Source organism: Thermomicrobium sp. 4228-Ro (genome assembly GCF_026241205.1).
Taxonomy (GTDB): Bacteria; Chloroflexota; Chloroflexia; order Thermomicrobiales; family Thermomicrobiaceae; genus Thermomicrobium.
In genome coordinates this window covers 1,212,887-1,227,377 of sequence record NZ_JAPFQM010000001.1, presented here as the reverse complement: position 1 = coordinate 1,227,377, position 14,491 = coordinate 1,212,887, and the positions used below count along the sequence as shown (strand labels likewise).

The window sequence follows — 14,491 nt, the reverse complement described above, 5'->3', positions numbered from 1 at the left end:
TCGTCGCCATGGGCGAGCGACGGTACTGGAACGAGGAAATGGAGACGATCGATCCAGCCAGGTTGTGGAAACTGGAGGACGAGCGACTTCGCTGGCAGCTCCGCTGGGTCTGGGAGCGATCCCCTTTCTACCAGCAGAAGTTCCGCGAAGCCGGAATCGATCCGCTGACGATCGGTCGCGATACGCTCCATTTGCTCCCGTTCACGGTCAAAGACGAAGTCCGGAAAACGCAAGAGGACTATCCCCCGCTCGGTGGTCACGCCTGCGTTCCCTTCCACGAGGTCGTCCGGATTCACGCCTCATCGGGGACGACCGGTAAGCCGACACTCGTCGGGTTGACGGAAGCTGATTCGCGAACCTGGAACGAGATCCTCGCCCGCTTCTTCTGGGCGACTGGGGTACGGCCGGGAACGCGCGTCTGGCTCGCGGTGACGCTCGGCTGGTACATCGCTGGTCTCAGCTTCTACGAGGCACTGCGCCAGATGGGCGCGACTGTCTACCCGTCCGGCACGATGGAAGCGTCCCGGACGTTCAACGTTATCCGCCGGGCAGGGGTCGACTACATGGTCTCGAGTCCGACCTTCGTCAATTACCTGACGAACGTCGCACGCGAGCGATTGGGTATCGACCCCGCCTCGTTCGGACTCAAGGCGATGGCCCTCGGTGGCGAGCCGGGTGCTGGGGTACCGCAGATCCGGCAACAGATCGAAGAAACCTGGCAGTGCAAGGTCTACGACGCGATGGGCACTGCCGACTTCGCCCCCATCCTCTGGACGGAGTGCGAAGCACAGGCTGGCATGCACTTCATCGGCCAGGGATTCGTCATCGCCGAGTTCGTCGACCCGGCCACCGGCCAGCCGGTCGAGCCGAAGGAGGGGATGTTGGCGGAACTCGTCTATACCGCCATCGCGCGCGAGTGCGTCCCGCTCATCCGCTTCCGGATCGGTGACCTCGTCCGGATCGAAGGAACGGGCACGTGCGAATGCGGCCGCACCGGGATTCGGATCCGGTGCGTCGGGCGCGTGGACGACATGTTCATCGTCCGCGGCGTCAACGTCTTCCCGAGTGCGGTCGCAGACGTCATCGCCTCGTTCCGCCCACGCGTGACCGGTGAATTCCAGATCCGTCTTCCGGCCCGCGGCCTACCGATCGAGCCTCCGGTACCAATCGTCGTCGAACTCGGCCCTGAGCCCGGCGACCTCCAAAAGCTCAAAAAGGACATCGAAGAAGCGATCCGCGCGCAGCTGATCTTCCGAGCCGTCGTCCACCTCGTCCCCAAAGGTGAACTCGCTCCGACCGGCAGCATGAAGCGCCAGGTGATCGTCCGGAGCGAGTAGGAGAGCGGTCTCTCGCCTGTCTTTCCCCTCCAACGAGGAACTTTTCCACGCTCGGACGCACCTTCGCCAGCACGAAATAAAGGACCAGCAGCTTCCCACCATTACCCTCGCCCCCACCCCGAGAACCACGAGAAGAGACGCTCGACCACTGGCGCGGTCGAACGACGGTCGCGAGCCGCAGCTCAACGGAGCGATCGAGCGCTCGAACGAATCCGCGCAGCTCCGAGCAGCACAGAACGACGGATCGAACAGAGAACGTATGGATGAGACGACAGCCGATCGGCCACGGGAACGCACCCTAGTAAGGCGCGCGTTCCCTGCTCACGCGGATGGAGCGATCGATCACGCACAACTCGAGCACGATCGGTGTGCCTCGCGAACCAGTCTCGTTTCCACTGGGACCAGGCGCTGCCTGACCGAGCCAGTCTCGTTGGATTCGGGCAGATGCCTGAGACGCCAATCCCGTGAAGCACGCTTCTCCCCTGGGCACGTTGTTACGGGGAATGCGATGCCTCGTTCAGCGCCGCATTCGCCGCTGCAGCCGGGCGCGACGCCTCTCGCTCCGGTGAACGGACCGTGGCCAGCCTAGCCAGCGAGCGCCCGCTGCAAGACTGCGAGTACCTCGGCGTTCGCCCGCTGGCTGACCCAGGCGGAGGGCACGAACGCATCGAAGCCGTGGAAGGCCCCGGCGAAGACGTGCAGTTCGGTCAGCACACCAGCCTGCATGAGCCGCTGCGCGTAGGCGATGTCTTCGTCCCGGAAGAGGTCAGCCGTACCGACCATGACATAGGCTGGTGGTAATCCGGCCAGGTTCTCGGCCCGTGCCGGTGCTGCATAGGCCGGAACATCGGGGCCGCCCGGTTCCCGACCGAGGTAGGCGCGCCAACCGACGACGTTCCACTCGCGCGTCCAGATGAGGCGACGGTCGGTGATCTCGTAGCTCGACGGTGTCTCGTTGCGGTCGTCCAGCATCGGGTAGATGAGCAGTTGGAACCGCACCGGGACCTCGCCACGGTCGCGAGCGAGCAAGGCCAGCGCTGCAGCGAGTCCCCCACCGGCGCTCGCCCCACCGATCGCGATCCGCTCGCGGTCGACACCGAGTTGCTCAGCTCGCTCGTGCACCCAGCGGAGCGCTGCGTAGCAGTCCTCGAGTGGCGCGGGATACGGATGCTCGGGTGCCAGGCGGTAGTCGACCGAAGCGACGAGCGCTGGTAACGAGCGCGCGAACTCGGCGCACTGCGGGTCGTTCATCTCCGGCGTCCCCATTACGTAGCCCCCACCATGGATCCAGACCAGCGCCGGGAGTGTGCCCTGCGCCGCGGCTGGCCGGTAGAGGCGAACACGCACCGCCGTGCCATCGTATGTGTTCGGAGCGAACTCGTCAGTGATGGCAACGTCGGACGGGAGCGGCGGCATCAGGCTCGCCAGCGCCTCGCGCAACACCACGATGCGGCGCCGTGCCAGCGCGATATCGCGCAGATCGAGGAGGAGCTCCTCCGGGAATGCGGCGAGCGTTGCCGCGAGTTCTGGGTCGATTCGTTCGAACACCGACATCACTGTACCCCGCTTTCCACGCGCGACCTTCTGGACGACACTGCGACCCTATCGCACGGTCAGAGAGAAAGCAAGGAAGCGTTGTATCGTAGCCAACCGGCCTGTCGCGGTCGGGGAGCCGCTCCCACCCGAGCCGACTTCGGTCGAGCAGTACGCAGCCGCCGGGAGCAGCGTGCATCTCGGCACGCGAAGACGGAACCGCAGCGTGCGAGGCCGCTCCGGTCCTGGCTAACACCGAGTGACTCGACAGCGCGACTCAAGCTGGTGTCATGGTGATCGGCTCGAACGCCGCAACGATCATACTGTAGTAGCTCGGCGCCTCGTAACAGAGCACCTCGCCTCGCATCGGCACGCGACGCATGACACCTGCCAACATCAGCGTCTGCCACAGACCATCGATCGCGGCGTTGGTCGCTTTCTCCTCCGGGAGGTCGATCAGCCGGCCCGGATCGTTGGCTGCCAACGCCTCGACCACGATGCGATCGACTTCCGCTGCATCCGGGTGGAACCCGTACGGCCCATCGGCTCGGTGCGTATGCGCCCAGTCGCAGCTCGCGATGAAGGCGAACCGCCGCCCGTCGCGCTCGGCAGCCACCGCGACCGCTTCACCGAACGTCACGAGCAGGTCACGCGGCACGCGCCGCGAGGGCGTCACGACGACGACCGGCGGGCCGGTATCCTCCTCCGGCGGCGGCGCCAGCACGTCACCGTGGCCGGCCAGGTTCCGCCCGTGACCGAGGAACCAGAGTGGCGTCATGGTGCCCCAATCGAGCGGAATCACCGATTGGTCCCACCGGTTGCCGGCGAACCCCGCCAGCGCGATCGGCACGCCCAGTTCGCGCGCGGCTTCCGCGATCGCTTCCGTCGCTGCCCGATCGAGCGGCACGTTCATCTCGATCTGCCGCCCGTGCCAGCGCAACGTCCCGGCACCGCGTGCCGTATAGGCCAGACAGACCATCCCATCGACACGGACGCCGTGCGGCGTCGCCACGACCAGGACGTCCGGTCGCGCAGACGCACACCGCTGGGCGAGCACCCCCATCGCTGCCCGCGTCGCGAGACCACCCTCGGCATCGTCGGAGAGTTCCGGGATGATCGGAAACCCGTGCGGAGCCACCGCCCCGAAAACGATTCCCATCGTTCCCTCCTCGCCATCTTCCCGGAGGCAGTATCCGGGCTCGCTGGCTCGGGCGCAAGCCGTCCCGAGCATCGCGAGCACCAGCGCTCTCGCCCGCTCCGGTTACACTGCGTTTACACGAGGCATCGATACTCTGTCTCGAAAAGCTCGAGTCATCGGGCTGGGGTGCTCGGAAGGGAAAGGAGGACAGCACGCATGGCCGCACCGACAACAGTCGTACACACGGCACGATCGCGCTGGCGACGGGTCGCGCTGGTCGCTGGCGGCGTGCTCGTCGCGCTCTTCATCGCCTTGCAGGGCATCGCCCTGGCACTGCCACGGACGAACCCGCCCGTCATCGCCGAACCCAACTGGGACAGTCCGCAGACACGCGAACTCTTCATGCGGGCCTGCGGCGACTGCCACTCCAACCAGACGAACTGGCGCTGGTACACCTACGTCGCTCCGGCTGCCTTCCTGGCCTACCGCGACGTCACCGACGGACGGCAGAAGTGCAACGTTTCCGAGTGGGGGGTGGGTGGCGAAGCGAAGTGCGACGAATCGGTCGAGCAGATCCAGAAAGGCACGATGCCGCCGTGGTTCTACCTGCCGGTCCATCCGGAAGCGAATCTTTCAGCGCAGGAGAAGCAGCAACTCATCCAGGGACTGATCGCGACCTTCGGTGAAGGTGGGGAAGGTGGGGGAGGTGGAGAAGGTGGCGAACAGCGCAACCGTCAGGCAGCGCCGGAACAGGAGAACGGCGAAGAAGAGGAAGGTTCGACCAGTCTGCCCGTCGCAATCCGCCCCTCGTGAGCGCGGGGTGGACGAGCGAGGATGAGCAACGCGACACTTGACAAACGCCAGGAGCGTCTGTTAGTCTTTCCCGCAAAGGCGCGGAAGGGAAGCAGTAGCGCGCCGAGTCCGGCCAGCGAGCCGGGGAGTGGTGGGAGCCCGGCCCGGAGTAGCGCGCGAACTCGTCCCGGAGCTGCATGCGTGAACGCGTCCGAGTAGCGCGTGCCGGGATGCGCCCGTTACAGCGCAGAGAGCGGGCGTCGCCACGCAGCGTGGTGACGGCCAAGTAGGGTGGTACCACGGGAACGGCCCGTCCCTTCGCGGACGGGCCGTTTGGCGTCAGAGGGACAGCGATGTTCTATCGAGTCTCGAGCTTGCTCCGACTCTCCCTTAGCCGGCCCCGGGGAGGGGCCACGAGCGACGCGGGACGGGCGTGACGGTCGCCAGAAACGAGCTGGCTCGCGGCCTCCCGCCTGGGAGGCCGTCTGATTGTCAGTAATGACCACCGGAGGGGAGACGATGAGCGAGCGAGTCATCATTTTCGATACGACACTGCGCGACGGCGAGCAGTCGCCGGGCGCGACGATGACCGAAGACGAGAAGGTCGAAGTAGCCCGCCAGCTGGTCAAGCTGGGTGTCGACATCATCGAGGCAGGGTTCCCGGCGGCGTCACCGGGAGACCTCCGTGCAGTCCAGCGGATCAGTCGCGAGGTGAAGGGGGTCACTATCTGCGCTCTGGCCCGCGCCAACCAGCAGGACATCGATGCTGCCTGGGAAGGGGTGCGCGAGGCCGAGCAGCCGCGCATCCACACCTTCATCGCCACCTCGCCGATCCACATGGAGTACAAGCTGCGCAAGACTCCAGAGCAGGTCCTCGAGGCCGCTCGCTTCGCGGTACGCGCCGCCAAGCGCTACGTCGGCGACGTCGAGTTCTCGGCGGAGGACGCGACCCGTTCCGACTGGGACTTCCTGTGCCGGGTCTTCGCAGCTGCGATCGAAGAAGGGGCGACGACGATCAATATCCCGGACACGGTCGGGTATGCTGTCCCGCACGAGTTCGCCGAACTCGTCCGCTATGTCATGGAGCACACACCCGGCATCGAGAAGGTTACGGTGAGCGTGCACTGCCACAACGACCTCGGACTGGCGACCGCCAATACGCTGGCAGCCATCCGCGTCGGTGCCCGGCAAGCTGAGGTAACGATCAACGGAATCGGCGAGCGAGCCGGCAACACGGCGCTCGAAGAGGTGGTCATGGCCCTGCACGTCCGGCGCGACGTGTTCGGCGCGATTCAGCCGCGTATCGTGACCGAGCAGATCGTACCGACCTCCAAGCTGGTTCAGCGTATCACTGGAATCCAGGTCCAGCCCAACAAGGCGATCGTCGGTGCCAATGCGTTCGCCCACGAGGCAGGAATCCACCAGGACGGTATGCTCAAACACCGGATGACGTACGAGATCATGACGCCGCAGTCGGTCGGCTGGGAAGCGAGCCGCCTGGTGCTCGGCAAGCACTCCGGCCGGGCTGGCTTCCGGGCACGTCTGAAAGAACTCGGCTACGGCGACCTGGCACCGGAGCGGATCGAGCAGCTCTATCAGCGCTTCATCGAGCTTTGCGACCGCAAGAAGACGGTGACCGATGCCGACATCATCGCCATCGTCGAAGATCAGCTGGCCCAGGTTCCGCAACGCTACGTCCTCAAGGGCTGGCGTGCCCATTCCGGTTCCGACGGGCGTGCCGAGGCCTGGGTCAAGCTGGAAGTCGACGGGATCGACCGCGAGGCGTCAGCGACCGGCAACGGCCAGATCGACGCGCTGTTCAAGGCGATCGACCGGTTGGTCGGCCGCCGCTGCGAACTGGAGGCCTTCCACGTCGATGCCGTCAGTCCGGGCGAGGACGCGCAGGGCCAGGTGACCGTGCACCTGCGCTGCGGGATGCAGGTCTATAATGGCCGCGGCGTCGCGACGGACGTCATCGAGGCCAGTATCCGCGCCTATCTCATGGCGCTGAACCGCGCTGCATTGACTGCGACAGTACCGGTAAGTGGAGGTGAGTGAGTCGCCATGGGCATGACGATGGCTGAAAAGATCCTGGCACGGGCGGCTGGGCGGAGCCGTGTCGAGCCAGGTGAGATCGTCGAGGTTGCCGTCGACCTGGTGATGACCAACGACATCACCGCACCGCTGTCGATCGCCGAGTTCAAGAAGCTCGGTGTCGACCGCGTCTTCGACCCCAAGAAGGTCGTCTTCGTCCCCGATCACTTCGTGCCGGCCAAGGACATCAAAGCGGCCGAGCAGTCGAAGATCATGCGCGAGTTCGCACTCGAACAGGGTGCGATCTATTTCGAGATCGGCCGGGCTGGTATCGAGCATGTGGTGCTTCCCGAGCACGGCCTGACGCGCCCCGGTATGGTCATCATCGGTGCCGACTCGCATACCTGCACCTACGGTGCCTTCAACACCTTCGCGACCGGTATGGGCTCGACCGATATCGCGGCAGCGATGGCGACCGGTACCACCTGGATGCGGGTACCACCGACGATCAAGTTCGTCTATAAAGGAAAGTTGCCGCCGTTCGTGACTGGGAAGGACTTGATCCTCTATACGATCGGACAGATCGGCGTCGACGGCGCACTCTACGCCTGCATGGAGTTCACCGGGCCGGTTATCGACGAGTTGCCGATGGACGACCGTATCACGATGGCCAATATGGCGATCGAGGCCGGTGCCAAGACGGGGATCTTCGCTTGCGACGACAAGACCCGCGCGTGGCTGGCCCAGGTGACTTCCGAACCCTACGAGCCGGTCGATAGCGACCCCGATGCGCACTACGCGCAGGTCATCGAGTTCGACGTCTCCAACCTGCGCCCGCTGGTCGCGCTGCCACACCTGCCATCGAACGTGCGCCCGGCTGACGAGGTGCGCGACCTGCCGATCGACCAGGTCGTCATCGGCTCCTGCACCAACGGGCGGCTGAGTGACTTGCGCATCGCCGCAGAAATTCTCAAAGGACGGCAGGTACACCCCCGCGTGCGCTGTATCGTGATACCCGGCAGCCAGGAGGTCGCCAAGCAGGCGACCAAGGAAGGCCTGGTCGACATCTTCCTCGAGGCCGGCGCCGTCTTCTCGGTCTCGACCTGCGGTCCCTGCCTCGGTGGCTACATGGGCGTCCTGGCCAAGGGTGAACGCTGCGTCTCGACGACCAACCGCAACTTCCGCGGGCGCATGGGGCACCGCGAGTCGGAAGTGATCTTGGCCAGCCCGGCCGTCGCTGCTGCCAGCGCTGTCCTGGGACGCGTGGCTTCGCCGTTCGAGCTCAACTGAACGACCCGCTGGGTAGCGAGCTGACCGTCTCGCTACCCAGTCGGGCAGTCCACGGACCTGCACGCTGTGAAAATGGAGGAGGGCAGTACCCGTGCCGATGCGCGGGCGAGTGTGGAAGTTCGGCGACAATATCGACACCGACGTCATCATCCCGGCCCGCTACCTGGTGACGATCGATCCCCAGGAGCTGGCCCAGCACGTGATGGAAGATATCGACCCGGAGTTCGCGAGCAAGGTACGACCCGGCGACATCATCGTTGCCGGTCGTAACTTCGGCTGTGGCTCGTCACGCGAGCACGCCCCGATCGCGATCAAGGCGGCCGGGGTTCAGGCAGTCGTTGCCGAATCGTTCGCGCGGATCTTCTTCCGGAACGCAATCAACATCGGATTGCCGGTCGTCGAGGCACCGGAAGCGGTACGCGAGACCGAGACCGGTGACGAACTCGAGATCGATACCGAGAACGGGATCGTCCGCAATCTCCGGACCGGTAAGACCTACAAGGCGACCCAGTACGACGAATTCATCCAGCATATCATCCGGGCCGGTGGACTCTTGAACGCCGTGCGCGAGCGTCTGGCCGCACACAAGGCAGCGGAGGCCGGGCAGTGACCGAGGTACACGTGCTCCTACTCCCCGGCGACGGGATCGGGCCGGAAGTCCTGGCCGCCGCACGGCGAGTGCTCGAAGTGGTCGGGAACCAACGCGGGTACCGGTTCGTTTTCGCGGAAGACCTGGTCGGTGGTGCCGCCATCGACGCCTACGGGACACCGCTCCGCGACGAAACGATCGCCCGCGCGCTGCAGTCGGACGCAGTGTTCCTCGGAGCAGTCGGCGGCCCCAAGTGGGATCACTTGCCGAAGGCGACCCGTCCGGAAGCGGGTCTCCTGCGCTTGCGCAAGGAACTCGGCCTCTTCGCGAACCTGCGGCCGGTACGGGTCTTCGACGCACTGGCCGATGCGACACCGCTCAAGCCGGAGGTCGTGCGCGGCGTCGACCTCATCGTGGTGCGCGAGCTGACCGGTGGCCTCTATTTCGGGCAACCGTCGGAACTCCGCCGCGAGCCGAGTGGCCGCTGGGCAGTCGATACGTTGCCGTACCGGGAAGAGGAGATCGCTCGGATCGTCGATCTCGCTTTCCAGCTGGCCCGCCAGCGGCGGCACAAGGTGACGAGCGTCGACAAGGCCAATGTCCTCAACACGTCGGCGCTCTGGCGCGAGGTGGCGACCGAGATCGGAGCAAGGTACCCTGACGTGACACTCGAACACCAGCTCGTCGATTCGTGCGCGATGCGCCTCGTTGCCCGACCGCGCGACTTCGACGTCCTGGTCATGGAGAACCTGTTCGGCGACATCCTCAGCGACGAGGCGGCTGTCCTCGCTGGCTCGCTGGGGATGCTTCCCTCGGCCAGCCTGCACGGACGCCCGCCGGAACGACCAGGGTCCCCGGTACGCCGATTCGGCCTCTACGAACCGGTACACGGGTCGGCACCCGACATCGCCGGCAAGGGGATCGCCAACCCGATCGGTGCCATCCTGAGCGCGGCCATGCTCCTGCGCTGGTCACTCGACGACGAGCCAGCTGCAGCAGCCGTCGAGCAGGCAGTGGATGTCGCACTCGCCAGCGGCGCCCGCACGGCCGACCTGGCGCGGCCGGGCGAGACGCCGCTCGGTACGGAAGCCTTCACTGGGCGCGTGCTCGAAGAACTCGATCGCTTGCTCGGATGAGAACGCCGACACGCGGGGGTCGACGGTGGGTCACGTCTCGGCCCCCGCGTTGTTTTTGCCGAGAACCTGACGGCAGAACCCGGCACCCACACCGCAGCCGGCAGCTCCTCCCGCACGTGTCCGGTCGAGTGGTACGCTCATCTCCGACGGGAAGGGAGGGGACGTGGCAGCCGCGTCCCAACGTCAGCGCACCAGACGGCAGCCACCGCGTCGCGCGCGTGGGCCGCTCGTCTTCGGTGCCGTCGCGCTCGTTCTCATGCTCGCGCTCGCGGCCTGGGCGGTGCGGGGCTTGCTCCGCACCGAGTCACCGCCGGCCACGAGTCCGGTCGCCACGAGCGAGGCAGGCACGCTCCCGGTCGTCACGCCGACAACCAGCCCGGCCGAAGCCACGGCCACGGTCCCAGCGGAAGCTGGCACACCCGGCCCGACCGCGACACCCACACCGACTCCGACACCACCGGCACCGGTCGTCGTCGGTGCCTTCGGCGAATTGCCAGCACCGAACCTACCGCAAGCTGCCTTCCCGCCCGGTCAGCTCGACCTGATCTTCGAACCGGCGTTCGATCTGGCGACACTTCCCAGCGAGGCTCCGGTCTACCGGCTCGTCCCACCGGACTGGAACGAGGAACGAGTGGCTGAACTCGCGCGCGAGCTTGGTATCGACGGTACGCTTCAGTCCACAGCGACGGGGAGTTTCGTCGTACGGGGCCCAGCCGGACAACTCGTGGTAACCGGCTTCACCGTACAGTATCAGGCAGCCGAACCAGCGGTGGCACCTACTCCGGTGACCACGCCGAAAGAGACACCCGAGCCAACGCCAGAGGCATCCTCGCTCCTGTCCGACGCCATCGCGATCGAGGCTGCGCGGTCCTGGCTCCAGCGTCACCAGCTCGTCTCCACACCGCTCGATGCCGGCACCGTACGCGAGCGCATTCCCGAGCAGGGCCTGGTGATCGTCACCTTCGGCCCGGCGGAGCCATCGCCGGTCCTCTCGGCTGTTCCCGGCGCGACGCTCGCCGTCGCGGCCGATGGGTCGATCCGCCAGGCATTCGTCGCCTGGCCGGCTTCGATGGAATCGTCGACCTACAGCCTGCGACCGGCCGATGCGCTCTGGCAGGACGTCGTGAACCGGCGCGGTACGGTAGAGATCGACGAGTCCGTCCTCAGGCAGGCAAATCTCCCGCTGCAGGGCACGGCCAAGATCACCAAGGCCGAACTGGCCTGGGTCGATGCTGGGCAGGGCATGACACGGTACCTGACACCGGTTGTCCGGTTCCGAGGCACCGCGACGTTCGCGGGCTATCCGGAACCGGTACCGGTGACCGTCACCGTCGCTGCGGTCGCTGCCCAGGTAGCACCGCGGGGTTGAGCGAAAGGGGGTAGGTTGGCACGGTTCCGAGACGCGCTCGTTGGCTCGCGGCTCGTCCTGTTGCTCGTTCTCGCCTCCATCGTCGCCGACCCGCTCGCGCTCCACCGCCCGGTTCAGGCAGCTGGGACGTTCGTGCGCTGGGGCTACTACGTGACCTATGACCGTACGTCTTGGACGACGCTGCAGGCGCAGCTCGGCAACCTGGATATCGTGTCGCCGTATTTCTTCCAACTGCGCGCCGACGGGACGATCGAGGAGCTGAGCGATCCGGCAGCGGACACCCTTCTCCGCCAGAGCAGGTACACCGTCCTCCCGATGATCAAGAACATCCCGCGCTGGGACGAGTTGACACCGCTCCTTGCCGACCCGCAACGACGCGCGGCCGCGATCGAACGGATCGTCGAGCTAGTCGAACGGCGCGGTTACAGCGGCATCCACATCGATTTCGAGGCGGTCAATGCGAGCGATGCGGCACACCTCACCACCTTCATGCAGGAACTCGCAGCCCAGTTGCACGCCCGCGGCAAGCTGGTCACGCAAGCCGTGGTCGCCCGCACTTCCGACACACCGACGACCTGGGGCGGGGCCTACGACTACGCCGCGCTCGCCGCGGTGAACGACTACATGGTGATCATGGCCTACGACTTTCACTACGCCGGTGGCTCGCCCGGTCCGGTGGCGCCGATCGGCTGGGTCCGCCGCGTCGTGGACTACGCGACGACACGCATCCCGGCCGGGAGACTGCTCCTCGGTATACCACTCTACGGGTACGACTGGGACACGACAGCCGGTCCGCCAGCTCGTTCGGTCCGCTACGACCAGGTACAGGAACTGCAACGCCGACCAGGCGCGACGAGTGGGTACGACGCGGTGGAGCAGGAAGCCTGGCTCCGCTACCTGGACGATGCGGACCACCAGCACGAGGTCTGGCACGCCGACGTCCGAAGCGTGACTGCACGGCTGAACCTGGCGCTCGACCGTGGTCTGGCCGGGGTCGCACTCTGGCGACTCGGTCACGAAGATCCCGCTATCTGGTCCGAACTCAGCCGGCTGAACACGCCAGCGACACGCATTCCCGCCTTTCCCTCGACCCCCGAACGCCGCTACTTCCCGGAAACGGGGCACTCGCTTTCCTACGGGTTCAAGGCGTTCTGGGAACGGAGTGGCGGGTTACCGGTGTTCGGTTACCCGCTGACCGAGGAATTCACCGAGATCAATCCTGACCTCGGCAAACCGTTCACCGTGCAGTACTTCGAGCGCCAGCGGTTCGAGTACCACCCAGAACTCGCCGGGACTCCCTACGAGGTGCAACTCGGACGCCTCGGCGCCGAGGACGCCCAGCGCCGCGGGCTGCTCGGCACACCGCCGTTCCAGCCCGTCCCGCCGGAGGTTGCCGGTCAGGACTGTCTCTATTTCCCCGAAACCGGTCATGCGGTATGCGGCGCGTTCCTCGCCTACTGGCAGTCGCACGGTCTGGAGTTCGGTGATCCGGGGATATCCTTTCGCGAATCGCTCGCGCTCTTCGGTTACCCGCTCTCCGAACCGTTCACCGATCCAGCGACCGGGCTGACGATCCAGTACTTCGAACGGGCGCGGTTCGAGTACCATCCGGACAACCCAGAGCCGTATCGGGTGCTGCTGGGGCTCCTCGGAACCGACCTCGTGCGCGCGAAAGGGTGGATCCGGTGACAGCAGCTAGGCGCGTCCTCGTCCTGCACGGGCCGAACCTCAACCTGCTCGGCCGACGCGAGCCGGAGATCTACGGATCGATGACACTTGCGGAGATCGACGAACGGCTCCGACAGCTCGGCGCTGCTCACGGGATCGAGGTCATCTGCGCGCAGTCGAACCACGAGGGTGAACTGGTCGACCTGCTCCAACGCTACGGCTGGGACGTCATCGGTGTCGTCTTGAATCCGGGTGCCCTCACCCACTACAGTATTGCCTTGCGTGACGCGGTCGCCGCGATACCCGCACCGGTCGTCGAAGTCCATCTCTCCAATATCCACGCCCGCGAACCCTTCCGGCACCGTTCGGTCATCGCGCCGGTCGCGGTCGGCCAAATCTGCGGGTTCGGCCCGATGAGCTACGAACTCGCGCTCATGTATTTGATCCGGCGAGCGGAAGGAGCGTCAGGGTGAACACATCGGCACGGCTCGCGCGGCTCCGCGAGCGGCTGCGCGAGCAGGAACTCGATGCGGTCGTCATCACCCATCCCTCGAACCGCTTCTGGCTCAGCGGCTTCACTGGGGAAGACATCCCGCCGAACGAATCAGCCGGGCATCTCGTGATCAGCCACGAGGACGCGGTGCTGGTCACCAGTCGCCTCAACAGTACGCTCGCCCAGCAGGAGGCACGCGGTTTCCGCATCTTCGACCGCGAGCGCGATTTCGCGCGGGGCGACGCCGCGGTGCTCCGCGAGCTGGGTGCACGCCGGGTCGGCTTCGAGGACCGCGCCGTTCTCTATCGCGACATACGTGTCCTCGAGGAAACGCTTGGCGACAGCGTCGAGCTGGTTCCAGTCGGGTCACTCGTCGACGACCTGCGTGTGGTCAAAGACGAGGAAGAGCTCACGCTCATCGCTCGGGCGCAAGCGGTCACCGATGCAGCGTTCCAGGCGGTGGTGCGCGAATTGCGGCCGGGGATGAGCGAACGGGAAGTCGCGCTGCGCCTGGAACAGGCACTCGTCGAGGCCGGTGCGGACGGTACCGCCTTCCCGATCGCGGTCGCCTCGGGGCCACACGGCGCGCTGCCCCACTACCGGCCGACGCAGCGGGCGATCGCAGCCGGTGAACCGATCGTGATCGACATGGGAGCAGTCGTGGCCGGTTATTGCGCCGATCTGACCCGCACCGTCTGGCTCGGCCAGGCGGACGAGCAGCTGGAGCGGATTTTCGGCATCGTCCTGGCTGCCCTGGAAGCCGCCGAGGCCGGTATCCGGCCCGGCATGACGGGACGCGAGGCCGACCGGCTGGCCCGCGAGGTGATCGAGCGAGCTGGCTATGGTGACGCCTTCACCCACTCGCTCGGGCACGGGGTCGGCGTGCGCGTCCACGAGGCGCCAGCACTCTCTCCCGCATCCGAGCAGCCCCTCGCGCCCGGACAGGTCGTGACGATCGAGCCAGGGATCTATCTGCCCGGCTGGGGCGGGGTGCGCATCGAGGATCTCGTCGTCATCCGCGAGAACGGCGTCGAGGTGCTGACACGCACACCGAAACGCCTGCACCTGAGCTGACGGGTCGGTCGTGCGCAGGCAGCGGGAATCCGTATACT

At 66.1% G+C, this 14,491-nt stretch carries 12 protein-coding genes; 10 read left to right on the top strand and 2 right to left on the bottom strand.

Going from position 1 to position 14,491, the window contains the following annotated elements:
* The first annotated feature begins 8 nt into the window (after positions 1-8).
* Complete coding sequence (locus OO015_RS05875; protein ID WP_265940301.1) at positions 9-1,337, top strand: phenylacetate--CoA ligase family protein; 1,329 nt, start codon at positions 9-11, stop codon at positions 1,335-1,337.
* A gap of 585 nt (positions 1,338-1,922) precedes the next feature.
* On the opposite strand, the gene OO015_RS05870 is transcribed toward OO015_RS05875, so the two are convergent.
* Positions 1,923-2,891 (bottom strand): alpha/beta hydrolase, encoded by a 969-nt coding sequence (locus OO015_RS05870; protein WP_265940300.1) that lies wholly within the window; start codon positions 2,889-2,891, stop codon positions 1,923-1,925.
* A 256-nt stretch (positions 2,892-3,147) separates the two neighbouring features.
* Entirely contained in the window at positions 3,148-4,029 is an 882-nt protein-coding gene (locus OO015_RS05865; protein WP_265940299.1) for an aromatic ring-opening dioxygenase subunit LigB, read from the bottom strand.
* A gap of 195 nt (positions 4,030-4,224) precedes the next feature.
* Here OO015_RS05865 and OO015_RS05860 point away from each other — a divergent pair, with 195 nt between their 5' ends.
* The 9 genes from OO015_RS05860 to OO015_RS05820 all read left to right on the top strand — a co-directional run bounded on the left by OO015_RS05860 (position 4,225) and on the right by OO015_RS05820 (position 14,453).
* Entirely contained in the window at positions 4,225-4,821 is a 597-nt protein-coding gene (locus OO015_RS05860; protein ID WP_265940298.1) for a heme-binding domain-containing protein, read from the top strand.
* Positions 4,822-5,319: 498 nt separating this feature from the next.
* Positions 5,320-6,858: a 2-isopropylmalate synthase gene (locus OO015_RS05855; RefSeq protein WP_265940297.1), complete on the top strand. Its 1,539-nt coding sequence runs from the start codon at positions 5,320-5,322 to the stop codon at positions 6,856-6,858.
* 6 nt (positions 6,859-6,864) lie between these two features.
* Entirely contained in the window at positions 6,865-8,124 is a 1,260-nt protein-coding gene (leuC, locus tag OO015_RS05850; RefSeq protein ID WP_265940296.1) for a 3-isopropylmalate dehydratase large subunit, read from the top strand.
* A gap of 91 nt (positions 8,125-8,215) precedes the next feature.
* Complete coding sequence (leuD, locus tag OO015_RS05845; protein ID WP_416236568.1) at positions 8,216-8,734, top strand: 3-isopropylmalate dehydratase small subunit; 519 nt, start codon at positions 8,216-8,218, stop codon at positions 8,732-8,734.
* Positions 8,731-9,849, top strand: coding sequence for a 3-isopropylmalate dehydrogenase (leuB, locus tag OO015_RS05840; RefSeq protein WP_265940295.1), 1,119 nt, complete (start codon positions 8,731-8,733; stop codon positions 9,847-9,849). The genes leuD and leuB overlap by 4 nt, the downstream gene beginning before the upstream one ends.
* 163 nt (positions 9,850-10,012) lie before the next feature.
* On the top strand, positions 10,013-11,218 hold the full coding sequence (locus tag OO015_RS05835; protein ID WP_265940294.1) for a hypothetical protein: 1,206 nt from the start codon (positions 10,013-10,015) through the stop codon (positions 11,216-11,218).
* A gap of 15 nt (positions 11,219-11,233) precedes the next feature.
* Positions 11,234-12,907, top strand: a complete 1,674-nt coding sequence (locus OO015_RS05830; RefSeq protein ID WP_265940293.1) for a glycosyl hydrolase family 18 protein — start codon at positions 11,234-11,236, stop codon at positions 12,905-12,907.
* On the top strand, positions 12,904-13,359 hold the full coding sequence (gene aroQ, locus OO015_RS05825; RefSeq protein WP_265940292.1) for a type II 3-dehydroquinate dehydratase: 456 nt from the start codon (positions 12,904-12,906) through the stop codon (positions 13,357-13,359). Before OO015_RS05830 ends, aroQ begins: the two co-directional genes overlap by 4 nt.
* A complete protein-coding gene (locus tag OO015_RS05820) occupies positions 13,356-14,453 on the top strand; it encodes a M24 family metallopeptidase (RefSeq protein ID WP_265940291.1) in 1,098 nt (365 codons plus the stop codon). The genes aroQ and OO015_RS05820 overlap by 4 nt, the downstream gene beginning before the upstream one ends.
* The last annotated feature ends 38 nt before the right edge of the window (positions 14,454-14,491 follow it).